Consider the following 21,761-nt stretch of genomic DNA (forward strand, 5'->3'; position numbering starts at 1 on the left):
GCGTCATGCAGCCGATAATTCGCCTGTTGCTCGCGCTGGGGCTGCTGTTGAGTACGCTGGTGCAGGCCGGGCCTGTTGCGCTCAACAACTGTGGCCAACAGTACCGTTACCCGGTGGTGCCGGAACGCGTGCTGGTGTACGCCAACCCCGCGCTGGAAAACCTGCTGGCACTGGGGTTGGCTCAGCGCATTATCGGGATTATTGGCTATGACTATGCGCGGGATACAGCTTCTTCTCCGGTGCCTGCCAGATGGGGCAAGGTACTGAGCCAACTGTCGGCCACTGCGCCACCGGCGGGGGAATCTTTGCTGCTGTTGAACCCGGATTTTATCTATTCGGCCAGCTATTACTGGTTCAACAGTCCGGAAACAGCCAATCGCGACCGGCTGGCAGAGTGGGGGATCGCCACCTATCTCTCGCCCAATGTCTGCGGAGGTCAGCAAAGCGCGGCCAGCTCATCGGCCAGCTTTGACGGCATTTTTGCCGAACTGCGGGATATCGCCCGCATTTTTGATGTTTCCCGCGACGCCGAAATCTTAATTCAGCATCTGCAAACTCAGCTGCGTGATCTGGGGCTGCAGGCGGCAGCGCTCCCTCATCGACGGATACTCTGGTGGTATGCCGGCACTCAAACCCCTTATGTGGCTGGCTGCTGCGGCGCACCGGCACTACTAACCCGGCAGGTCGGCAGCGAAAATCTGTTTGGCGATCTGCCCGAACTTTGGCCCACCGTCTCCTGGGAAACTATCGCCGCCCGCGATCCCGATCTGATTGTACTTGGCGATCTGCCCCGTGGCGGCCTTGGCGACAGCGCCAAAGATAAAATCCATTTTTTAGAGCACCACCCCCTGACCGCCAGCCTGCGTGCCGTGCGGCAAAAACGCTATGTGATTTTGCCCGGCTATGATCTGGATCCTTCGGTCCGCACGGTTGCGGCTTTGCACCGCTTAATAACGGGCCTGCAGCAGCAGGCCTTACGCTTAGCCACCTCCAATAAGGAACCCTGATATGTCCTCGTTTTCATTCTCTTCACTGCTGGCCTCGTGGGATCAACAACAGAGCGCTTACATCGCCGAGCGGGAAGCACGTTTTAATGCCCAGCTGGACGTGCTGGAGCTCTCGGTGGGCCAGGATTTTCAGGTACTGGATCTGGCCTGTGGCCCAGGATCGCTTAGCCTGCGCATTCTTCAGCGCTTCCCACAGGCCAGAGTAACGGCGGTGGATCTCGATCCGTTATTGCTGGCTATCGCGCGGGGTGCACTGGCGCAATACGGTGACAGGATCCGTATCATTCAGGCCGATCTTGCCGACCCGGAGTGTTTTGCATCTCTCGACGGCCTGGCACCGCAGGCGGTGGTTTCCAGCACTGCGCTGCACTGGCTGATGCCGGAGCATCAGGGGGTTTTGTACCGCAATATCGCCGAGCTGTTGCCTGACGGTGGCGTTTTTTTGAACGCCGATCATCAGCGCTTTGATCATCGGCACCCGCGGGTTAAAGCGCTGGCCGAACAGCATGATGAACAGACGCAACAACAGGCCTGGCAGGACGGCGTTGAGGATTGGGATCGGTGGTTTGCCAACGTGCAGGAGCTGCCGGAACTGGCGCAATATCGACAAGCGCGCGAAAGCCTGTTTGCCGGGCGGCCGGTTCCCCCGGCGACCGCGCTGGACTTTCAGGTTACCAGCCTGAGGCAGGCGGGTTTCACCGAGGCCGGGCCTGTCTGGCAGTTGCTGGATGACTACGTGATTGCAGGCTGGAAATAGCATGGACGGGTCTGTACGTCGCCGTTTCACTCTGCTGCCGGGGCGCTCAGGGGGCTGGTTGTTAATACTGGCTCTGGTGCTGCCGCTGTTTTTGCTGGGCGCTTCGCTGTACGGACCGGCGCCGATATCGCTGTATGACGCATGGCAGATTTTATCTGATCCCGGTGGCGCTAATGCTCAGGGCAACACCGAAGTGTATCAACGAATAATTTGGTCGCTGAGAATGCCGAGAGCTTTGCTGGCGGCGGTGGCAGGCGCCGGGCTGGCGCTGGCCGGCACTATTCTGCAGTCACTGACGCGCAACCCGTTGGCCGACCCCTGGGTGCTGGGGATCTCCTCCGGCGCCGGAGTGGGTGCGGTTTTGGTGCTGGTGTTGGGGCTGGGCGGTGGCCTGTTGTCGGTATCCGGCGGGGCGTTTATCGGCGCGGCCGGGGCATTTTCGTTGGTTTTACTGCTTGCCGGGCGTTCTCTGCACGCGGAGTCAACGCTGTTTATTCTGGCCGGGGTGGCTGTCACGCAGTTGCTTTCAGCCCTGACCTCGCTGATTACCTTGTGGCAGGCGGATGCCAATGCCACCCGCGGTGTGATGTTCTGGTTGCTGGGATCCTTCAGTGACGCCCGCTGGTCACAGGTCGGTTTGGTCGCGCTACTGCTGGCGCTGGCGTTGCTGGTTTGCTGGATGAGGGCGGGGAGCTGGATGCCTTGGCCTTTGGCGGTCTGACGGCGGCCTCTTTGGGGGTGGCGGTGGCGCCGCTGAAGCTGTTGCTGTATGTCATCACTATGGCGCTGACCGCCGTTATCGTCGCGTTCAGCGGCGCGGTGGGGTTTATCGGCCTGACGGTGCCGCATGTCGCCAGGCTGCTGGTTGGGCCGCGTCACCGGGTACTGCTGCCGGCCAGCGTATTGTGCGGTGCGCTATTTGCCGTGGCGGCAGATACCCTGGCCAGAACCCTGTTCGCGCCGCGCGAGCTGCCGGTGGGGGTATTGACCGCCCTGTTGGGCGTGCCGGTGTTTCTGGCGTTGCTGTATCGGAAAATAAACGCATGACGGCTGCAAAGGATTTGCCGGGACTGCGTGCCGAACGCTTGGGTTGGTCAACGCCGGAGAGAAGGGTATTGGAGAACCTTAGCTTCCATGCCCGCCCCGGTGAAATTACCGGGTTGCTTGGCGTCAACGGTAGCGGAAAGTCCACCTTGCTCAAGCTGTTGGCAGGGTTGATTTCGCCGAAGCTTGGGCGGGTTTATCTGCAAGATACCGACATCGCCAGCCTGTCAGGGCGTGAACGCGCCAAAAGTATGACTTTCCTCGAACAGTCCGGACCCGGGGCTTTTGCCATACCGGTAAAAGACGTGGTGCTGCTCGGGCGCCTGGTTTACGCCAGCCGCTGGGCGGGGTTTAGCGCAGAAGACTACCGCATTGCCGGGCTGGCGATGGAGCAAGTGGGCATTTCGCGGCTTGCCGAACGGGAATGGCATCAATTGTCCGGTGGCGAGCAACAGCGGGTTCATTTGGCGCGGGCACTGGCACAGCAAACCCCGTGGTTGCTGCTGGATGAGCCTGCCAATCATCTCGATATTGCCCACCAGCAACAGTTTATGGCTTTACTGCGACGACTGGGCATCAGCGTGGTGGTGTCACTGCATGACCTGAATTTGGCGGCCTGTTACTGCGACCGTCTGATGCTGCTAAAGCAGGGGTATATGCACGCATTTGGCTCACCGGAGGAGGTGTTGACGCCGGAAATTATTGACCAGGTGTATGGTGTAGAAGCTCGACTGGCGACGGTTGGCGATTATGCCGCACCGCTGATCTATTACCCGGCCCAGTAGTGCTCATTGGTTGTAGGGATTATAGCTTGCGGCACAAATGGCACGTTTGGCCGGTTACAAATTTCGTCCAGTCTTTAAAATAACCACGTTTTAGTGTGTATTTTGGTTTAAAGTAAAACACAGGTAGCGGTGTTCATTACCGCTCAATGGCAGTTAAGTGAGGCTACCATGATGGAATTATTGATAAGTTTGCTGTTCGCCGTAGTGATGGTGCCGATTGTCATGGCCATCATTCTCGGTTTGATCTACGGTTTGGGCGAGGTGTTCAACGTATTCTCCAAAGTGGGTCATTCTAAAGAGAACCGCACCTAGCACCACCTTTCCTCTATTAATACCCTATAGCTTTCAAGTTGCAGCCAGGCGGCCAGCTTGCTCATCCCCAGGCGCTTACTCGAGTAAGTTACTGGGGGGAGCAAGTGCAGATAACAACGCTGCGGCTTGAAAGATGACGGGTATATACCCGCCGGCATCGTTCGGTGGGTGTTTCTCAAGTTATCTCCCACTGTGCCGATAAACCGCATGACAAGCTTCTGCGTGACGTTATATTATTTTTTATATAACGAAGGGTGATAATGCACGTTAACTTGCGGAGAAAACAATGAAACAGCAATGGACCAAGTGGGTCGGCGGTATCGTATTGGTGTCCGGTCTGGTTATGCAGGCTTCTGCGGCGGAAAAAGTGACCGTTTTTGCGGCGGCGTCGCTGACTAACGCCTTGCAGGACATCGCAACCCAGTATCAGAAGGGCAAGGATGTTCAGGTCGTCTCCTCATTCGCTTCCTCTTCCACGCTGGCACGCCAGATAGAGCAGGGCGCTCCGGCCGATTTGTTCATCTCCGCCGATCAGCAGTGGATGGATTATGCCATCGATAAACAGCAGATGGTCAAAGACACCCGCTATACCTTACTGGGTAACGAATTGGTGCTGATCGCCGGCAAAGATGCCAAACAGGCTAAAATCACGCTCGATAAGCAGACAGACTGGACGAAGCTGCTTAATGGCGGCCGCCTGTCGGTGGGCGACCCGGATCACGTACCGGCCGGTATCTATGCCAAGGAAGCACTGCAAAATCTGGGGGCCTGGACTGCTCTGGAGCCTAAACTGGCGCGTGCCAACAACGTACGCAGTGCCATGACGCTGGTGGAGCGTGGTGAAGCGCCGCTGGGCATTGTTTATGGCTCAGACGCGGTAGCCAGTGATAAAGTCAGCGTAGTGGCTATCTTCCCGGAAGACAGTCACAAACCGGTTGAATACCCGATGGCCATCGTTAAAGGTCATCAGACACCGGCCGTCAGCGCGTTCTACAGCTACCTGAAGAGCCCGGAAGCGGCGGCTATTTTCAAACATTATGGATTCTCCCCGCGTAAATGATTTTGAGCGAGTATGAGTGGCAGGCGGTTGAGCTGAGCCTGAAAGTGTCCTCCGTGGCGGTGGTGTTCAGCTTACCTTTTGGCATTCTGATGGCCTGGGTGTTGGTCCGCTGTCAGTTTCCCGGCAAGTCGCTGCTGGACGGTATTATTCACCTGCCGCTGGTGCTGCCGCCGGTGGTGGTGGGCTATTTATTGCTGATCTCCATGGGGCGGCGCGGCGCGGTTGGTGAATGGCTGTATGACTGGTTCGGTTTCAGTTTCAGCTTTAGCTGGCGCGGTGCCGCCCTGGCTTCCGCCGTGATGGCCTTTCCGCTGATGGTCCGCGCCATCCGGTTGGCGCTGGAGGCAGTAGATACCCGTCTGGAACAGGCTGCCCGTACTCTTGGTGCCAACCCATGGCGGGTGTTTTTCACCATTACCCTGCCGCTTTCGTTACCGGGATTGATCGTCGGCGTGGTGCTGGGTTTTGCCCGTTCGCTGGGTGAGTTCGGCGCCACCATTACCTTTGTTTCCAATATTCCCGGTGAGACGCGTACCATCCCGTCGGCAATGTATACCCTGATTGAAACGCCGGGGGCTGAATCTGCCGCCGCACGCCTGTGCGTGATTGCTATTGTGCTGTCACTGGTTTCATTGATGGTTTCCGAGTGGCTGGCCCGCTGGGGACGCAAACGGATGGGCGTATAAATGCTGGAGCTGGATTTTTCCCAACGCCTTGGCGATCTGAATCTTAATGTGCGTGCCGATCTGCCTGCTCAGGGCATTACCGCGATTTTTGGCCTGTCCGGTGCCGGCAAAACCTCACTAATCAACGCCATCGGTGGCCTGACCCGCTTGCAGCAGGGGCGTATTGTCCTTAATGGTCGCACGCTGGTGGATACCGCCCGTGGCCTGTGCCTGCCGCCGGAAAAACGTCGCATTGGCTATGTGTTTCAGGACGCACGCCTGTTCCCGCATTACCGGGTACGCGGCAACCTGCAATACGGTATGGCGGCCGGTATGCGCGCGCAGTTTGACAATATTGTCGAGCTGCTGGGCATCGCTCCGTTGCTTAATCGTCTGCCATTGACGCTGTCTGGCGGTGAAAAACAGCGGGTGGCGATTGGTCGCGCCTTGCTGACCGCGCCGGAGTTGCTGTTGATGGACGAGCCGCTGGCCTCACTGGACTTGCCACGCAAGCGCGAGCTATTGCCCTATCTGGAACGTTTGGCGCAGGACGTTAATATCCCCATTCTTTACGTCAGCCACAGCATGGACGAAATTCTGCGCCTGGCGGAGCAGGTGATGGTGCTCGACAGCGGCCAGGTAAGGGCGTTCGGCGGGCTGGAGGAAGTGTGGGCCAGCAGCGCGTTGCGGCCCTGGCTGCAGCGTGAGGATCAGAGCAGCGTGCTGCGCGTCAGCGTAATTGAACATCACACGCGTTATGCGATGACGGCGCTGGCATTGGGTGACCAGCGATTATGGGTCAGCGGCGTCGACGCCGCCCTGGGTGCCCAATTGCGTATCCGCATCAACGCGGCCGATGTTTCGCTGGTATTACAACCACCGGTCAACAGCAGTATCCGCAACGTCTTGCCGGCCAGGGTGACCGAGTGCCTGGAGGTTGACGGGCAGGTGGAGGTGAAACTGGCGGTAGGAGAAAGTGTACTCTGGGCGCGTATTACGCCGTGGGCGCGAGACGAACTGGCGATCCGGCCGGGGCAGTGGCTGTATGCGCAGGTCAAAAGCGTGTCGATCAGCCGCGAGGCGCGTTGAATTCGGCCCTCCCGGTGGGGAGGGCGACGGCATTACTGACCCAAGACTCGAGTGCGGATGACTTCGGCAATGCCCGGCTGCAGGTGATCGGCAATCACCAGATCGGCGCGTTGTTTGATGGCGTCATCGGCGTTACCCATGGCGACACCCAGGCCTACCGCTTCCAGCATGCTGAGATCGTTGTAGTTATCCCCGAAGGCCACCACCTGGCTCATGCTTAAACCCTGTGACTCCACCCATTGCTGCAGGCGTTTCCCTTTGCTGTTACCGCCTTTGGCAATATCGACCTGATCGTGCCACGACCATTCGCAGGCCAGCCCCAGCTCTTTTTCTACCGTTTCGGCAAAGCGGCGCAGCGCAGGAATGTCGGCATGCGAAGTGGCGAACTTCCAGATCGACTGCGCCTCATCGGCCGCCTGAACCAGGCTGTTAACCTGCAACAGCGTTGGGCGTTGCGCCGGCGGCAGGGTTTCTGCCCAGGCCAATGAACGGGTGACGTGGCCGCTCGGCTCCTGATACAGCATGGCGTCGTCCACGTACATCAGGCCATGAATGTCGCTTTGTTTCAGCATCTGCAACACCAGCTTGGCCCGATCTTTTTCCAGCGGATCGGCCGCCAGCACTTTTTTCTGCTGGAAGTCATACAAATAGGTGCCGTTACAGCAGATTGCCGGAGTGTCTATCTCCAGCGCCTGATAGAACGGGTGGATCGCCACATGATGGCGACCGGTGACTACCACGACTTTGACGCCGGCGGCGCGCGCCTGGGCCAGGGCTGCCAGTGACTGCGGTAAAATGCGTTTTTGGTTGTCCAGCAAGGTGCCATCCAGATCGAGGGCAATGACGCGGTAGCTCATAGGGATCTCATTATCGTTAGCAACAAAATTAAACTGATGGTACACCGGATAAGCAACGGATAAAACCGCACAGATTTCATCTGCAACAGGTCACGGATGTGAGGTAAGCTAGGGGAAACCGAAAAACCTGAAACCGGTTTCTCTTTTACCCTATTCAAGGAGAATTCATGAAGCAAATCGTTTATGTCGCCAGCCCGGAAAGCCAACAGATTCACGTGTGGCAGTTAAGCGACGCGGGTGCGTTAGAGTTGCTGCAGACCGTCGAGGCGCCGGGCCAGGTGCAACCGATGGCGATCCATCCGGACAGAACGCATCTGTACGTGGGTGTGCGCCCGGCTTTCGGTATTGTCAGCTATCGCATTGAGGCGGACGGCAAATTGCAACAGGCCGGTATGGCACCCTTGCCTGGCAGCCCGACCCATATTTCTACCGATTTACAGGGGCGCTATCTGTTTTCCGCTTCTTACAGCGGTAACTGTGCCAGCGTCAGCCCTATCGGCCATGATGGCGTGGTGGTAGCGCCTATCCAGCAGATCGACGGTTTGAGCGCGCCGCACTCGGCCAATATCGACCCGACCAATCAACTGTTGCTGGTGCCTTGCCTGAAAGAAGATCGCATCCGTCTGTTTAATCTGGATCTGCAAGGTGAACTGACAGCGCACGCTCAGGAAGCCGTGACGACTGCCACCGGCGCAGGCCCGCGTCATATGGCATTCCACCCTAATGACAAATATGCTTACTGCGTCAATGAGCTCGATGGCACGGTAGACGTATTCGCCATCAGCGAAAACGGCGGCAAATATACTCTGGTGCAAACGCTGGATATCATGCCGACCGATTTCAACGGTACCCGCTGGGCGGCGGATATTCATATCACGCCGAACGGCCGCTTCCTGTACACCAGTGACCGTACCGCCAGTATCCTGACGGTTTTCAGCGTGTCCGAAGATGGCAGTACCTTGTCGGTGGTCGGTTATCATCCGACCGAAGAGCAGCCGCGTGGCTTCAATATCGACCACAGCGGCCGCTTTGTGATTTCTTCCGGTCAGAAGTCCGGTCATATCGGGGTGTATGAGATTGAGCAGGCCAGCGGCAAGCTGACCACGCTGGCAAGGTACCCGGTAGGTAAGGGCCCGATGTGGGTAAGCATCCTGGCTAAGTAAAAATCCCCGTCGTCTTTCAAGCTGCAGCGTTGTTACCTGCTTTACAAGACCCATCCGGGGGTCTTGCCCCTTCGGGGCCGCTGCAAGCAGCGTTCAAATCTGTTCCCGACAGATTTGTCGCTCACCCCAGTTACTTACTTAAGTCAGCGCCTGGGGATGAGCGAGCTGGTCGCCTAGCTGCAACTTGAAATCCATAGGGTATGAATTATTGGAAAGTAGGCTCGAAAGAGCCTTTTATTAACCAATAATCAGCTGTATTTCACCGTCAGCGTAGCGCTGCCGAGGCTATGGAAGTGCACGTTAAAACCAACCAGTGCGCCGCTGGAGCCTTCATCCACCTCAATGCTTTCTACGTCCAGCGCATGCACGGTGAAGTGATAGCGGTGGCTTTCGCCCTGCGGCGGGGCTGCGCCGCCGTAACCGGCAGAACCAAAGTCGGTGCGGGTCTGGATTGCCCCGGCCGGCAGGCCACCTTTGCCAGAGCCTGCGCCCGGAGGAAGTTCACGCGTTGCCGCTGGGATATTGGCTACCACCCAGTGCCACCAGCCGGAGCCGGTCGGGGCATCGGGATCGTATACCGAAATCACAAAGCTCTTGGTGCCTTCCGGCACGCCATCCCAGGCCAGATGTGGTGACAGGTTATCGCCGTGATAACCCATGCCGTTAAACACCTGACGCTCCGGCATTTTTGCGCCGTCCTGCAACTCATTGCTGTATAAACGAAAAGTCATGGTGGCTCCCTGTTGTCGGTAAAAGCAGAACTCCTAAGCTAGACCGTTTTGGCGGAACAATACAAGCAGCATTGTATCTCGCCAGTAGCCTTATCTATGGGTTACCATAATTAACTGCGAGGCTACATTCGCGATAACTATCATTCACAGTTCGATATAAAGTAATCATGATTTCATTCAAAAAACGCACGCCGTGGTTTGGCTGGTTGCGCCGCTGGGCCAGGGGCATCAAGCGCGACATTTATGCATTGTGGCTGGCGGCTCGTGACCGGCGTACACCCTGGTATGCCAAATTGGTCGCTCTGCTGGTTGCGGGTTATGCGGTGTCGCCGATAGATTTGATCCCGGATTTTGTTCCGGTATTGGGCTATCTGGACGATGTGATTATCGTGCCGCTGGGCATTATGCTGGCGGTGTGGATGATCCCCAAGCTGCTGATGGCGGAGTTTCGTGAGAAAGCGCAACGGCGCATCGATAATCCAACCGGCCGGATGGCGGCGGCGATGATTATTTTGCTGTGGGTGGGGTGTCTGGTGTGGCTGGCCCGTTATCTGGACCAGCATTGGTAAGCTATTACTCTACTGCGGCTGCTACGGCGGCGGTCAAACGGCTGAGCTGCTCGGGTTCAATGATATACGGCGGCATCAAATAAATCAGTTTGCCAAATGGCCGGATCCACACGCCGCGCTCGACAAAGCCACGCTGTAGCTGTGCCACATCCACCGATTCACGCATCTCTACCACGCCAATCGCTCCCAACACCCGCACATCCGCCACTTTTGGCAGTGCCTTCAGCGGCAACAGTTGCTGTTTCAACTGACTTTCGATAGCGGCGACCTGCTGCTGCCAGCGGTTTTCCGCCAACAGCGACAGGCTGGCGTTGGCTACCGCGCAGGCCAGCGGGTTGCCCATAAAGGTTGGTCCGTGCATAAAGCAACCGGCTGCACCGTTGCTGATGGTTTCCGCTACGTGGCGAGTAGTCAGGGTGGCAGATAGCGTCATATAGCCGCCGGTCAGCGCCTTGCCCAGACACAGAATATCCGGCACCACGTCGGCATGTTCACAGGCAAACAGCTTGCCGGTGCGACCGAAACCGGTGGCGATTTCGTCGGCGATCAGCAGCACCTGATGACGATCGCAGAGTTCACGCACCCGCTTGAGATAGGTCGGGTGGTAGATACGCATGCCGCCTGCCCCCTGAACCACCGGTTCGAGGATCACCGCGGCCACTTCCCCGGCATGCTGTTCCATCAACGCGGCGAAGGGGGCGATATCGTCTTCATCCCAGGCCTGGTCGAAACCGCACTGCGGCGCGGTAGCGAACAGGTGCGGCGCCAGATACCCCTGATACAGGCTGTGCATCGAGTTGTCCGGGTCGCACACTGACATGGCACCGAAGGTATCGCCGTGATAGCCGTGGCGCAGGGTCAAAATGCGTTGCCGCCGTTCCCCGCGAGCCTGCCAGTATTGCAACGCCATCTTCAGCGACACCTCTACGGCCACCGAGCCGGAATCCGCCAGGAATACGCATTGCAATGCCTCAGGCGTCATCGCTATCAGCCTGCGGCACAGGGCGATCGCGGCGGGGTGGGTAATGCCACCGAACATCACGTGCGACATCTTTTCCAGCTGTTGGGTGGCAGCCAGGTTCAGTTGCGGGTGGTTATAGCCGTGAATGGCCGCCCACCAGGAGGACATGCCGTCAACCAGACGTCGGCCATCGGCCAGCTGCAGTTCAACCCCGCTGGCAGCTTCGACCGGGTAACAGGGCAGCGGATGACTCATGGAAGTGTACGGGTGCCAGATATGGCGCTGATCGAATTCAAGGTCAGAGGCAGTGATAGACATACTTGTAAACCAAATCATATTCGTAATGGTTGACAGTATATCCACAATATCTAAACTGACGACACTTTTTTCATTTTGGAGACGCCGTGATGGCCGATCGCATTCACTGGACAGTGGGTCTTGCCCAGACCCTGTTTGATAAACCTTTGCTCGAATTGTTATTTGAAGCCCAGACGGTTCACCGTCAGCACTTTGACCCGCGTCAGGTACAGGTGAGCACGCTGTTATCAATCAAAACCGGCGCATGCCCGGAAGACTGCAAGTACTGCCCGCAAAGCTCGCGCTATAAAACCGGCCTGGAGTCGGAACGACTGATGCAGGTGGAGCAGGTACTGGAGTCGGCACGCAAGGCCAAGGCGAATGGATCGACCCGTTTCTGCATGGGGGCGGCGTGGAAAAACCCGCACGAGCGCGATATGCCTTACCTGCAGCAGATGGTGCAAGGGGTGAAGGCGATGGGCATGGAAACCTGCATGACGCTGGGCACGCTGGATGGTACGCAGGCGGAACGGCTGGCGGATGCCGGGCTGGATTACTACAACCATAACCTGGATACCTCGCCGGAATTCTACGGCAACATCATCACCACCCGCAGCTATCAGGAACGTCTGGATACCCTGGGTAAAGTGCGCGGCGCGGGCATTAAAGTCTGTTCCGGCGGCATTGTCGGGCTGGGTGAAACGGTGCGTGACCGCGCCGGGCTGCTGGTGCAGTTGGCTAATCTGCCGACGCCACCGGAGAGCGTACCGATCAACATGCTGGTGAAGGTCAAAGGCACGCCGCTGGCAGATAACGAGGACGTTGATCCGTTTGATTTCATCCGCACCATTGCGGTGGCACGCATCATGATGCCGGCTTCTTACGTCCGTCTGTCCGCCGGTCGTGAGCAGATGAACGAGCAAACTCAGGCGATGTGCTTTATGGCCGGTGCCAACTCCATCTTCTATGGCTGCAAACTGCTGACGACGCCAAACCCGGAAGAAGACAAAGATCTGCAACTGTTCCGCAAACTGGGCCTGAACCCGCAGCAGACCGAAACCGAGCACGGCGACAACCAGCAACAGCAGGCGCTGGCTGCACAGTTGATGCAGGCGGATACCGCTGAGTTTTACAACGCGGCACTGTAATGAGCTGGCAACAACGCATTGCACAAGCGCTGGAGGCGCGGCAGCAGAGCGCCGCTTACCGTCGCCGTCAGGTGAATCAGGGCGGCAATGGTCGCCATATTCAGCTTAAAGGCGAGCAGTACCTGAATTTCTCCGGCAATGACTATCTGGGCCTGAGCCAGAGTGCCCAGGTGATCGCTGCCTGGCAGCAGGGCGCGCAGCAGTATGGTGTCGGCAGCGGCGGCTCTGGCCACGTTACCGGTTTTTCTACGGCACACCAGGTGTTGGAACAGCAACTGGCGGAGTGGCTGGGCTATCCGCGTGCGTTGCTGTTTATCTCTGGCTATGCCGCCAACCAGGCGCTGCTGGCGGCCCTGATGCAGGCAGAGGATCGCATTTTAGCCGATCGACTCAGCCACGCTTCTTTGCTGGAGGCTGCTGCCCACTCACCGGCTCAGCTGCGTCGTTTTCGCCATAATCAGCCCCAGGCGCTGGCTGATTTACTGGCTAAACCTTGCGACGGCCAGATGTTGGCGGTGACCGAAGGGGTGTTCAGCATGGACGGTGACAGTGCGCCACTGGCGGAGCTGCACCGTTTGACCCGCGCGGCGGGTGCCTGGCTGATGGTAGATGACGCGCACGGTATTGGCGTTCATGGCGAACAGGGGCGCGGCAGTTGCTGGCAGCAGGGCGTAAGGCCTGAACTGTTGGTGGTCACTTTCGGCAAAGCCTTTGGCCTCAGCGGTGCGGCGGTGCTGTGCGATGAGCCCACCGCCGAATATCTGCTGCAGTTTGCCCGCCATCTGATTTACAGCACCGCGATGCCACCGGCGCAGGCCTGCGCATTGCAAGCGGCGTTGCATTGCATTCGGCAGGGTGACGAAGTACGCGCCCGACTGCAGGAAAACATTCAGCGTTTTCGTCAGGGGGCGGCTCAGTTGTCGCTGACCCTGACGGAGTCGGTTACCGCCATTCAACCTTTGCTGGTGGGGGACAATCAGCGAGCGCTCGATCTGGCGCAAAGCCTGCGCGAGCAGGGCCTGTGGGTGAGTGCTATCCGCCCGCCAACGGTGCCACCGGGCGGCGCGCGTTTGCGCATTACCCTGACGGCGGCACATCAGCCGCAGGATATCGATCGTCTGCTGGAGGTATTGCATGACGTCAGCGTTTGAATCAGTCAATAAGCAGGCGGTAGCCTCGGCCTTCAGCCGCGCCGCGGGCAGCTATGATGCGGCGGCGTTACTGCAGCGGGATGTTGGTGAGCGCTTGCTGGGGATGGGATTGGAGCTCCCGGGCGCGCAACTGCTGGATGCAGGCTGTGGTACCGGTCACTTTAGCCGCCGCTGGCGTGAACTCGGCAAACAGGTCACTGCATTGGATCTGGCACCGGGCATGCTGGCATTTGCCCGTCAGCAGCAGGCGGCGGATCATTATCTGCTGGGGGATATCGAAAATGTACCCTTGCCCGACGCCGCCGTGGATATCTGCTTCAGCAGCCTGGTGGTGCAATGGTGTAGTGACCTGCCGCGCGCCTTGGCGGAGCTATATCGGGTTACCCGCCCCGGCGGTGTGATCCTGTTTTCTACGCTGGCACAAGGATCGCTGGGCGAACTGGGCGACGCCTGGCAGCAGGTGGACGGCGAACGTCATGTGAATGATTTTCTGCCGCTGGCGCAGATTAGCGCAGCCTGCGCCGACTACCGTCACCAGTTGGACGTGGAGTGGCAAACTCTGAATTACCCGGATGTGATGGCGCTGATGCGATCGCTCAAGGGGATTGGGGCGACCCATTTGCATCAGGGGCGTGATGCCGGGCTGCTGTCGCGCCGACGGCTTGCGGCCTTGCAGGCGGCTTACCCCTGCCGGCGCGGGCAGTTTCCGCTCAGTTATCATTTGGTTTATGGAGTGATTTATCGTGATTAAGCGTTGGTTTGTCACCGGCACCGATACCGAAGTGGGTAAAACCGTGGCCAGCAGTGCCTTGTTGCAGGCCGCCACTCTGGCAGGCTACCGTACCGCGGGTTACAAACCGGTGGCGTCCGGCAGCGAGATGACCGCCGAAGGCTTGCGTAACGGCGATGCGCTGGCATTGCAGGCTAACAGTGCGGTTGCGCTAAGTTACCAGGAAGTAAACCCTTACGTTTTTGCTGAACCGACCTCACCGCATATTGTCAGCGCCGACGAAGGGCGGCCGATCGAACTGGCCCGGCTTTCCGCCGGATTACGCCACCTGGAACAGAAGGCCGACTGGCTGCTGGTCGAAGGCGCCGGAGGCTGGTTTACGCCGCTTTCTGAGCAAAATACCTTTGCCGACTGGGTACAGCAGGAGCAACTGCCGGTGATTTTGGTGGTGGGCATCAAATTGGGTTGCATTAACCATGCGCTGCTGACTGCACAGGCTATCAAACAGGCAGGGTTGTCGTTGGTTGGCTGGATCGCCAATGACGTCAGCCCACCGGGCCGCCGCCATCAGGAATATCTGGCCACGCTGCGCCGTATGTTACCGGCTCCGCTGTTGGGTGAGATCCCACACTTGCCCGAGCCCGAACGGCAGGCACTGGGGCACTATCTGGATTTAAGCGTTTTATGATGAGAAGGGGAAGGATTTTCCCCGCTTTATTGCCTCTTTAAACTGCCAGATAGGCATTAATCAATTCCTCGTCCAACTGTTCCAGCGTGCCATCCGCGACGCTGCGCCCCTGGTCCATCAGGCAAAAACGGTCGGCTACCCGACGGACAAACGGCAGCTTGTGTTCCACCAGCAGGATGGTCATGCCCAGCTCGCGGTTAAGCTTGCGGATCACGTTGCCGATATCGGCGGCGATCGTTGGCTGCACACCGCTGGTGGGTTCATCGAGGATCAGCAACTCAGGCTCCAGCACCAGGGCGCGACCAATCGCCAGCTGTTGTTGTTCGCCGTCGCACAAGTCGCCGGCTCTGCGGCTGCGCATCTCTCGCAGGTTGGGGAACAGGTGGTAAATCAAAGGCGGGATGCGGCGGTTTTTATCGCGGCCGGCCATCAGCGCTACCTGCAGGTTTTCCTCTACGCTGAGCTGCGAAAAGATTTGCCGTCCTTGCGGCACATAGCTTATCCCCAGCGCTGTGCGGGTTTCCACCGGTTGTTGCAGCAGGTTTTGTGGCGGTTCATCTGCCAACTGCCAGGTCATGCTGCCACTGACCACCGGCAAATGTCCCATGATGCAGTTCACCAGCGTGGTCTTGCCTACGCCGTTACGACCGATGAGCACCGTGCACTGGCCGCGTGGTAGCTCCAGATTGATATCCCACAGAGTATGGGTTTGTCCGTAAAACTGATTCACTGACCTTAAACTCAACATCCGGCATTCTCCTCAAAGAATTGTATTCCACTCCTGGCTACCGTTTTCGCAGTAGCGATTTCTTTCCCGAGTGTTTTAATGTCCAGAATAAAATGCTGAATGACTGCCTTTTACCAGGCAGTTTAAATTAGGGCAAAACAAGTGATACATAGCCAAAAATCGTAGTTATTGTCGACTTGTCCGCGCTCTTTGGCCTTTATCAAGTAAAGGACGGCAGTTTTACTCCCTTCTGGCCGCTAAATGACAGCGGATCATTCCGCTATTACAGCCCGGATATTTATCCCGACCGTACTTTTGCCGCCCAAGGGTAATGCAACCCTTGGGCCAACTTTATAAAACCGCTAAAAACAGGATTGTTATTGCCTTGTTAACGCTTTTGCGCGGCAGGGCAGGCCTGGCGGACCCAGTTAAAAAAGCGGGGAAAGTTAACGCGGACGATTTTTGCACTCTTCCAGTGCTGGGAAGAATGCTTATGGTGCAAACTATTTCGTCGGTTGTAGCAAGATGCATCAGGTGACGGCGACAATGAGATAAATCCGTTTTTGGCAATGGGGCTTTTTAGCATTAATCGGCATAACCAAAGCGATATTATTGTGAAAAAATAACTAAAAAAGCCATCTTGGCGGACAGAAACGGCAAAAAGCGTTCTTTCTGCAACTCCCAGCCGGGGCGGGGCGGTGAGAGTTATCCACTATTCCTGTGGATAACCTTGTGCATTAGATTTAGAAAACCGGTTTAAAGCGAGAGCGGACGCGGGTTCTGTTCGCTTTGTCCGCAATCTCGTCTTTTTTATAAAATCATTAATTATCAATATTTTAACTAAAATCAAGCGGCCAATGTATTGATGGGGTCTCTATGTATGATTTTTGGCCGCAGTGCTATCAATAAGTTAATTCGTGACGGATTTTGGGGATAAATCTGTTATTGACAATAAAAATGTCACGCGGCTGTAACCCCGACGGTGCATTCAGACTGATTTGACGCACGCTAAAGCGACGAATCGCTTGAAGCTGGTTTTATATCCAGTATCATGGGCACTGGCAAAAGTCGCCGGGGCTTTCCATAATTAGAGGCCATCAATTGAGCATTAGCTCTATGGCCGCCTGAGCGCGCACATCTCCAGGTAGGGGCGCTGCATGCTGCGCCCGCTCACCACGACAGCCGGTAGCAACGCGGCATTTTGAAAGACGAAGGGTATATGAGTAAAGTTTTCAAACTGCATTCCGATTTCAAACCGGCCGGCGACCAGCCGCAAGCCATCAGCAAGCTGGAAGAGGGCCTGGAAGACGGCCTGGCACACCAGACGCTGCTGGGCGTTACCGGGTCGGGCAAGACATTTACCGTCGCCAATGTGATAGCCGATCTGAACCGGCCCACTATGGTGCTGGCACCTAACAAAACGCTGGCGGCGCAGCTGTACGGCGAGATGAAAGAGTTCTTTCCCGAGAATGCGGTCGAGTATTTTGTTTCCTACTACGACTACTACCAACCGGAAGCCTACGTCCCCAGCTCCGACACCTTTATCGAAAAAGACGCCGCGGTGAACGAACACATCGAGCAGATGCGTCTTTCCGCGACCAAAGCATTGCTGGAGCGCCGCGATGTGATCGTGGTGGCATCGGTATCGGCGATCTACGGCCTGGGCGATCCTGATTTGTATCTGAAGATGATGCTGCACCTGACCAAGGGCATGATCATCGATCAGCGTTCGATCCTGCGTCGTTTGGCGGAGCTGCAATATGCCCGTAACGATCAGGCCTTCCAGCGCGCGACCTTCCGCGTGCGTGGCGAGGTGATCGACGTCTTCCCGGCTGAGTCGGACGAACTGGCACTGCGTATTGAACTGTTTGATGAGGAGGTCGAGCGGCTTTCGCTGTTTGATCCTCTGACCGGCCAGATCGAGCAGGTGGTACAACGCTTCACCATTTATCCGAAGTCGCACTACGTGACGCCGCGTGAGCGGATCCTGCAGGCGATGGAAGAGATCAAAGTGGATCTGGCCGAACGGCGCAAGGTGCTGTTGGCCAATAACAAACTGCTGGAAGAACAGCGCCTGACGCAGCGCACCCAGTTTGATCTGGAGATGATGAACGAACTGGGCTACTGCTCCGGCATTGAAAACTACTCGCGCTACCTGTCCGGGCGTAAAGAGGGCGAGCCACCGCCGACGCTGTTTGATTATTTACCGGCGGATGGCCTGCTGGTGGTCGATGAATCCCACGTCACCATTCCGCAAATCGGCGCCATGTACAAGGGCGACCGTTCGCGTAAAGAGACGCTGGTGGAATACGGTTTCCGCCTGCCGTCGGCGCTGGACAACCGCCCGATGCGCTTTGAAGAGTTCGAGGCCTTGGCGCCGCAGACCATTTACGTGTCTGCCACGCCGGGCAAATATGAGCTGGAGAAGTCCGGCGACGATATTATCGATCAGGTGGTGCGCCCTACCGGCTTGCTGGATCCACTAATAGAAGTGCGTCCGGTGACCACCCAGGTGGATGACCTGTTGTCTGAAATTCGCAAGCGGGTGGCAATCAACGAACGCGTACTGGTCACTACCCTGACCAAGCGCATGGCGGAAGACCTGACCGAGTATCTCGAAGAGCACGGCGAGCGGGTACGCTATCTGCACTCGGACATCGATACCGTGGAACGGGTCGAAATCATTCGTGACCTGCGCCTGGGCGAGTTTGACGTGCTGGTGGGTATCAACCTGTTGCGTGAGGGGCTGGACATGCCAGAGGTGTCGCTGGTGGCGATCCTGGACGCGGATAAAGAAGGCTTCCTGCGTTCCGAACGTTCGTTAATCCAGACCATTGGCCGTGCGGCACGTAACCTCAATGGTAAAGCGATCCTCTACGGTGACAGAATTACCGACTCTATGGCCAGGGCGATTAGCGAGACCGAACGCCGTCGCGCCAAACAGCAGGCGTTCAACGAAGAAAATGGCATCGTGCCGCAGGGCCTGAACAAGAAAGTGTCCGATGTTCTGCAGTTGGGTAAACCGGGTAACCGTGGCAAGGGCCGAGGGAAGGGCAAGGCGGCGGAAAATGCCGGGCAATACCAAAACCTCACGCCAAAAGCCCTGGATCAAAAAATCCGCGAGCTGGAAGCGCAGATGTATACCCACGCACAGAACCTGGAGTTCGAGCTGGCGGCGGGCTTGCGTGACGAGATACACCAGCTGCGTGAGCAGTTTATCGCTATTTCTTAAAGTATAAAGGTACCTGATGTTGTTTCAGAGCAACTCCCCAATGGATTTCGAGCTGCAGCTAGGCGGCAAGGGCGTGAGTCCCCATGAGCTTACTCTGGTAAGTGATTGGGGTGAGCGCGTGCGGCTAACAACGCTGCAGTTTGAAAGACGAAGGGGATAAATTTCTTGTCGCCTCCGCCAAAGCTGATTATGGTGTGCGGCCAATTGACTACTACGAGCCGCAGACCATGACCGAACACCAGTCCAAAGACCCGATGCACGGTGTCACTCTGGAACAACTTTTGAACAAACTGGTGGAGCACTACGGCTGGTCAGGGCTGGCTGAACGCATTCGTATCAACTGCTTCAGCAGCGATCCCAGCATAAAATCCAGCCTGAAGTTTCTGCGCCGCACGCCGTGGGCGCGCAAGCAGGTAGAAGATCTTTATATCGATATGGTCGAGAAGGCCGCCAGCGATAATCCCTGGTTGCGCGGCGGGCAGTAAAGCCTTAACCGCGGGCACCCAACTCGATCAATGCCTGATCCAGCGCCTGGCGTAGCAACTGACGGTCGTGGCGGTAAGGGATATCCGTCGCTTCCAGCGGTTGTTTAATCACCACCCGATCCTGTACTTCGCTGGCATCTACTGCCGGCCCAACAATCAGCGCGTCGATCATCTGGCGGCCAATTTTCTCTTCCATCAGCTCCAGCTTGTTCTTCAGCGTCAAGGCGGCTGCCGCGACGCTCAGTTCGCGCCCCAGATTGCCGATATAAATCATATTGGCGCTGCTGCGCCGCAAGGCCTGCGTCAGGTCATCGAGCAGCAGCAGCGGCATCAGGCTGGTGAGGAAGCTGCCTGGCCCAATCAGGATCACGTCGGCCTGTGCGATGGCGTCCAGCGCTTCGCGTGTCGCGTTGACGCGCGGTGACAGCATCAGTTCCTGCGGCATGTCAGTCAGTTGATCGACGTTCACTTCACCGTAGACGTGGTTGCCTTCATGGTCATGCGCCATCAGATCCACCGGCTGCTCAGACATCGGGATCAGCGCCGCGTCGACCTTCAGCAAGCTGCGTACCAAATTGATCGCTTCCAGTGGTCGCACGCTGAGATGATCCAACGCCTTCAGCATCAGGTTACCGAGGTTATGCCCCGAGAGTTCGCCATTGCCGCTAAAGCGGTACTCGAACATTGCCGAGGCTACGCTCGGTTCGGTGATCAACTGATTCAGACAGTTACGGGTATCGCCCCAGGCAATGCCGCCTTCCGAACGGCGAATACGGCCAGTGGAACCGCCGTTATCGGTGGTGGTGACAATACCGGTTAGACGGGATCCTAAAGACGACAGGGAAGACATCACGCGGCCAAGACCATGGCCACCACCTAATGCCACCACCCGATCGAGATCGGCCAGGGTACGATTACGCATAAATTTCCTTACAAAGGGGCTTAACTGCCCGCATAAAGTAGCGGATTTGGCGTAAAAACGCGAAAAAGAGTGTGATTTGCGTGATTCCGGTCAATTCGTCTGCGTGAAGGACGTTTATCATGGTTTACCTGATTTGAAAGCGCGTAAAAACGCTGTATACACAATTATATAGCGAAATTGGGCGTTGGCTATCGCCTTTGTTTAGCGCTAGAATTCTGATGAAAACCACGGTTTCGTTCCGGCTACTCAGGCAGCGGGAACTGAGACCAAAACTCCTAGCCTCTGGGCCTACGTTGTTCTTGCGAACAATATGGCGCTTGGGCCGTGGCGAAGTCAGCCACCAGGGTGCAGAGCGGAAACGCTCGCATCTCCCGACTTTGGAAGGTGTTATGGTGCCGCAACTCATTGATGCTTATGAGCGCAAATTCTATTACTTGCGCCTGTCGATCACCGACGTGTGTAACTTTCGTTGCACCTATTGTTTGCCGGATGGCTATCGCCCTAACGGCAGCCCGAAAACCTTCTTGTCGCTCGATGAGATCCGACGTGTCAGCCGTGCCTTCGCCGAGCTGGGCACCGAAAAGGTGCGCCTGACCGGCGGTGAGCCTTCGCTGCGTCGCGATTTTACCGAGATCATTGCCGCCGTGCGTGAAAATCCGGCCGTTCGCCAGCTTGCCGTGACCACCAATGGCTACCGCCTGTCGCGCGACGTTGCCGGCTGGCGTGACGCCGGCCTGACGGCGATCAACGTCAGCGTCGACAGCCTGGACCCCCGTCAATTTCACGCCATTACCGGCCAGGATAAATTCCGCCAGGTGATGGAGGGTATCGACGCCGCCTTTACTGCCGGTTTCAGCAAGGTCAAGGTCAATGCGGTGCTGATGCGTGACGTTAACCACCAGCAACTGGGCGCTTTCCTGCACTGGATAAAAGACCGTCCGATCCAACTGCGTTTTATCGAGCTGATGGAAACCGGGGAGGGCGGTGACTTGTTCCGCAAACACCACGTGTCTGGCGAAGTGATCCGTTCGCAACTGGAACAGCAAGGTTGGCAACTGCAACCGCGCGGCCGCAGCGACGGCCCGGCGCAGGTGTTTAGCCACCCGGATTACCAGGGTGAAGTGGGGTTAATCATGCCGTACGAAAAAGATTTCTGTGCCAGTTGCAACCGACTGCGGGTTTCCGCCATCGGTAATCTGCACCTGTGCCTGTTCGGTGAGCAGGGCATTAACCTGCGCGATCTGCTGGTGAATGACGCCCAGCTTGAAGAGTTGAAGGATCGCATTCAGGGCGGGCTGCGGACCAAAAAGCAAACCCACTTCCTGCACCAGGGCAACAGTGGCATCACGCAGAATTTGTCGTTTATCGGCGGATAAATTTT

Annotated in this window: 21 protein-coding genes, 1 pseudogene and 1 riboswitch; of the genes and pseudogenes, 17 read left to right on the forward strand and 5 right to left on the reverse strand. The window is 57.2% G+C overall.

Annotated elements, in window-relative coordinates; translation table 11 throughout:
- Window positions 1-5 precede the first annotated feature (5 nt).
- The 8 genes and pseudogenes from OCH02_RS08725 to modC all read left to right on the forward strand — a co-directional run bounded on the left by OCH02_RS08725 (window position 6) and on the right by modC (window position 6,719).
- The gene (locus OCH02_RS08725) at window positions 6-1,007 is read left to right on the forward strand and encodes an ABC transporter substrate-binding protein (RefSeq protein WP_261430862.1); all 1,002 of its coding nucleotides are present in this window, start codon (window positions 6-8) and stop codon (window positions 1,005-1,007) included.
- A gap of 1 nt (window position 1,008) precedes the next feature.
- Window positions 1,009-1,764 (forward strand): class I SAM-dependent methyltransferase, encoded by a 756-nt coding sequence (locus OCH02_RS08730; RefSeq protein WP_261430863.1) that lies wholly within the window; start codon window positions 1,009-1,011, stop codon window positions 1,762-1,764.
- Between the two features lies 1 nt (window position 1,765).
- A pseudogene (locus tag OCH02_RS08735) lies at window positions 1,766-2,811 on the forward strand (FecCD family ABC transporter permease).
- Window positions 2,808-3,593 (forward strand): ABC transporter ATP-binding protein, encoded by a 786-nt coding sequence (locus OCH02_RS08745; RefSeq protein ID WP_261430866.1) that lies wholly within the window; start codon window positions 2,808-2,810, stop codon window positions 3,591-3,593. The pseudogene OCH02_RS08735 and the gene OCH02_RS08745 overlap by 4 nt, the downstream one beginning before the upstream one ends.
- A 168-nt stretch (window positions 3,594-3,761) precedes the next feature.
- Window positions 3,762-3,905, forward strand: coding sequence for an AcrZ family multidrug efflux pump-associated protein (locus tag OCH02_RS08750; RefSeq protein ID WP_012005736.1), 144 nt, complete (start codon window positions 3,762-3,764; stop codon window positions 3,903-3,905).
- Window positions 3,906-4,191: 286 nt separating this feature from the next.
- Window positions 4,192-4,965: a molybdate ABC transporter substrate-binding protein gene (gene modA / locus OCH02_RS08755; protein ID WP_261430867.1), complete on the forward strand. Its 774-nt coding sequence runs from the start codon at window positions 4,192-4,194 to the stop codon at window positions 4,963-4,965.
- Window positions 4,962-5,651 (forward strand): molybdate ABC transporter permease subunit, encoded by a 690-nt coding sequence (gene modB / locus OCH02_RS08760; protein WP_218215623.1) that lies wholly within the window; start codon window positions 4,962-4,964, stop codon window positions 5,649-5,651. The genes modA and modB overlap by 4 nt, the downstream gene beginning before the upstream one ends.
- A complete protein-coding gene (gene modC, locus OCH02_RS08765; RefSeq protein WP_261430869.1) occupies window positions 5,652-6,719 on the forward strand; it encodes a molybdenum ABC transporter ATP-binding protein ModC in 1,068 nt (355 codons plus the stop codon).
- 32 nt (window positions 6,720-6,751) lie between these two features.
- On the opposite strand, the gene OCH02_RS08770 is transcribed toward modC, so the two are convergent.
- Window positions 6,752-7,576, reverse strand: a complete 825-nt coding sequence (locus tag OCH02_RS08770) for a pyridoxal phosphatase (protein WP_261430870.1) — start codon at window positions 7,574-7,576, stop codon at window positions 6,752-6,754.
- Between the two features lie 167 nt (window positions 7,577-7,743).
- On the opposite strand from OCH02_RS08770, the gene pgl reads away from it, so the two are divergent.
- Complete coding sequence (gene pgl / locus OCH02_RS08775) at window positions 7,744-8,739, forward strand: 6-phosphogluconolactonase (RefSeq protein WP_261430871.1); 996 nt, start codon at window positions 7,744-7,746, stop codon at window positions 8,737-8,739.
- A gap of 248 nt (window positions 8,740-8,987) precedes the next feature.
- Here pgl and OCH02_RS08780 read toward each other — a convergent pair whose 3' ends face one another.
- A complete protein-coding gene (locus tag OCH02_RS08780; RefSeq protein WP_261095505.1) occupies window positions 8,988-9,470 on the reverse strand; it encodes a kinase inhibitor in 483 nt (160 codons plus the stop codon).
- Window positions 9,471-9,637: 167 nt separating this feature from the next.
- Here OCH02_RS08780 and OCH02_RS08785 point away from each other — a divergent pair, with 167 nt between their 5' ends.
- Entirely contained in the window at window positions 9,638-10,039 is a 402-nt protein-coding gene (locus tag OCH02_RS08785) for a YkvA family protein (protein ID WP_261430872.1), read from the forward strand.
- A 4-nt stretch (window positions 10,040-10,043) separates the two neighbouring features.
- Here the strand turns inward: OCH02_RS08785 and bioA are convergent, their stop codons facing one another.
- Window positions 10,044-11,318, reverse strand: a complete 1,275-nt coding sequence (bioA, locus tag OCH02_RS08790; RefSeq protein WP_261430873.1) for an adenosylmethionine--8-amino-7-oxononanoate transaminase — start codon at window positions 11,316-11,318, stop codon at window positions 10,044-10,046.
- An 89-nt stretch (window positions 11,319-11,407) separates the two neighbouring features.
- Between bioA and bioB the strand changes: the two genes are divergently transcribed.
- From bioB to bioD, 4 genes are read left to right on the forward strand one after another with little or no spacing between them, the layout of a single operon-like run.
- Window positions 11,408-12,445: a biotin synthase BioB gene (bioB, locus tag OCH02_RS08795; protein ID WP_012005745.1), complete on the forward strand. Its 1,038-nt coding sequence runs from the start codon at window positions 11,408-11,410 to the stop codon at window positions 12,443-12,445.
- Window positions 12,445-13,596, forward strand: coding sequence for an 8-amino-7-oxononanoate synthase (bioF, locus tag OCH02_RS08800; RefSeq protein ID WP_261430874.1), 1,152 nt, complete (start codon window positions 12,445-12,447; stop codon window positions 13,594-13,596). Before bioB ends, bioF begins: the two co-directional genes overlap by 1 nt.
- Entirely contained in the window at window positions 13,580-14,347 is a 768-nt protein-coding gene (bioC, locus tag OCH02_RS08805; protein ID WP_261430875.1) for a malonyl-ACP O-methyltransferase BioC, read from the forward strand. Before bioF ends, bioC begins: the two co-directional genes overlap by 17 nt.
- A complete protein-coding gene (gene bioD / locus OCH02_RS08810; RefSeq protein ID WP_261430876.1) occupies window positions 14,340-15,014 on the forward strand; it encodes a dethiobiotin synthase in 675 nt (224 codons plus the stop codon). The genes bioC and bioD overlap by 8 nt, the downstream gene beginning before the upstream one ends.
- A gap of 37 nt (window positions 15,015-15,051) precedes the next feature.
- Here bioD and OCH02_RS08815 read toward each other — a convergent pair whose 3' ends face one another.
- The gene (locus OCH02_RS08815) at window positions 15,052-15,762 is read right to left on the reverse strand and encodes an ATP-binding cassette domain-containing protein (RefSeq protein ID WP_261107629.1); all 711 of its coding nucleotides are present in this window, start codon (window positions 15,760-15,762) and stop codon (window positions 15,052-15,054) included.
- A 1,198-nt stretch (window positions 15,763-16,960) separates the two neighbouring features.
- Between OCH02_RS08815 and uvrB the strand changes: the two genes are divergently transcribed.
- Window positions 16,961-18,973, forward strand: a complete 2,013-nt coding sequence (gene uvrB, locus OCH02_RS08820; RefSeq protein ID WP_261430877.1) for an excinuclease ABC subunit UvrB — start codon at window positions 16,961-16,963, stop codon at window positions 18,971-18,973.
- 227 nt (window positions 18,974-19,200) lie between these two features.
- Complete coding sequence (locus tag OCH02_RS08825; RefSeq protein WP_261431340.1) at window positions 19,201-19,458, forward strand: VF530 family protein; 258 nt, start codon at window positions 19,201-19,203, stop codon at window positions 19,456-19,458.
- 4 nt (window positions 19,459-19,462) lie between these two features.
- On the opposite strand, the gene yvcK is transcribed toward OCH02_RS08825, so the two are convergent.
- Complete coding sequence (yvcK, locus tag OCH02_RS08830; RefSeq protein WP_174353146.1) at window positions 19,463-20,380, reverse strand: uridine diphosphate-N-acetylglucosamine-binding protein YvcK; 918 nt, start codon at window positions 20,378-20,380, stop codon at window positions 19,463-19,465.
- A gap of 260 nt (window positions 20,381-20,640) precedes the next feature.
- Window positions 20,641-20,783, forward strand: a riboswitch (molybdenum cofactor riboswitch).
- Here yvcK and moaA point away from each other — a divergent pair.
- A complete protein-coding gene (gene moaA / locus OCH02_RS08835; protein WP_261430878.1) occupies window positions 20,770-21,756 on the forward strand; it encodes a GTP 3',8-cyclase MoaA in 987 nt (328 codons plus the stop codon). (Overlaps the previous riboswitch by 14 nt.)
- Window positions 21,757-21,761 lie beyond the last annotated feature (5 nt).

Origin of the sequence: Serratia quinivorans, assembly GCF_946227985.1 — a bacterium.
Lineage (GTDB): Bacteria > Pseudomonadota > Gammaproteobacteria > Enterobacterales > Enterobacteriaceae > Serratia > Serratia quinivorans_A.

Bases quoted from the DNA above. Each gene is read 5' to 3' on its own strand.
- yvcK (WP_174353146.1), bottom strand. From the start codon at position 20,380: ATGCGTAATCGTACCCTGGCCGATCTCGATCGGGTGGTGGCATTAGGT.
- OCH02_RS08750 (WP_012005736.1), top strand. From the start codon at position 3,762: ATGATGGAATTATTGATAAGTTTGCTGTTCGCCGTAGTGATGGTGCCG.
- bioC (WP_261430875.1), top strand. From the start codon at position 13,580: ATGACGTCAGCGTTTGAATCAGTCAATAAGCAGGCGGTAGCCTCGGCC.
- OCH02_RS08780 (WP_261095505.1), bottom strand. From the start codon at position 9,470: ATGACTTTTCGTTTATACAGCAATGAGTTGCAGGACGGCGCAAAAATG.
- pgl (WP_261430871.1), top strand. From the start codon at position 7,744: ATGAAGCAAATCGTTTATGTCGCCAGCCCGGAAAGCCAACAGATTCAC.
- uvrB (WP_261430877.1), top strand. From the start codon at position 16,961: ATGAGTAAAGTTTTCAAACTGCATTCCGATTTCAAACCGGCCGGCGAC.
- OCH02_RS08745 (WP_261430866.1), top strand. From the start codon at position 2,808: ATGACGGCTGCAAAGGATTTGCCGGGACTGCGTGCCGAACGCTTGGGT.
- moaA (WP_261430878.1), top strand. From the start codon at position 20,770: ATGGTGCCGCAACTCATTGATGCTTATGAGCGCAAATTCTATTACTTG.
- bioA (WP_261430873.1), bottom strand. From the start codon at position 11,318: ATGTCTATCACTGCCTCTGACCTTGAATTCGATCAGCGCCATATCTGG.
- OCH02_RS08725 (WP_261430862.1), top strand. From the start codon at position 6: ATGCAGCCGATAATTCGCCTGTTGCTCGCGCTGGGGCTGCTGTTGAGT.
- bioF (WP_261430874.1), top strand. From the start codon at position 12,445: ATGAGCTGGCAACAACGCATTGCACAAGCGCTGGAGGCGCGGCAGCAG.
- OCH02_RS08825 (WP_261431340.1), top strand. From the start codon at position 19,201: ATGACCGAACACCAGTCCAAAGACCCGATGCACGGTGTCACTCTGGAA.
- modB (WP_218215623.1), top strand. From the start codon at position 4,962: ATGATTTTGAGCGAGTATGAGTGGCAGGCGGTTGAGCTGAGCCTGAAA.
- OCH02_RS08730 (WP_261430863.1), top strand. From the start codon at position 1,009: ATGTCCTCGTTTTCATTCTCTTCACTGCTGGCCTCGTGGGATCAACAA.
- modA (WP_261430867.1), top strand. From the start codon at position 4,192: ATGAAACAGCAATGGACCAAGTGGGTCGGCGGTATCGTATTGGTGTCC.
- bioB (WP_012005745.1), top strand. From the start codon at position 11,408: ATGGCCGATCGCATTCACTGGACAGTGGGTCTTGCCCAGACCCTGTTT.
- OCH02_RS08770 (WP_261430870.1), bottom strand. From the start codon at position 7,576: ATGAGCTACCGCGTCATTGCCCTCGATCTGGATGGCACCTTGCTGGAC.
- OCH02_RS08815 (WP_261107629.1), bottom strand. From the start codon at position 15,762: ATGTTGAGTTTAAGGTCAGTGAATCAGTTTTACGGACAAACCCATACT.
- modC (WP_261430869.1), top strand. From the start codon at position 5,652: ATGCTGGAGCTGGATTTTTCCCAACGCCTTGGCGATCTGAATCTTAAT.
- OCH02_RS08785 (WP_261430872.1), top strand. From the start codon at position 9,638: ATGATTTCATTCAAAAAACGCACGCCGTGGTTTGGCTGGTTGCGCCGC.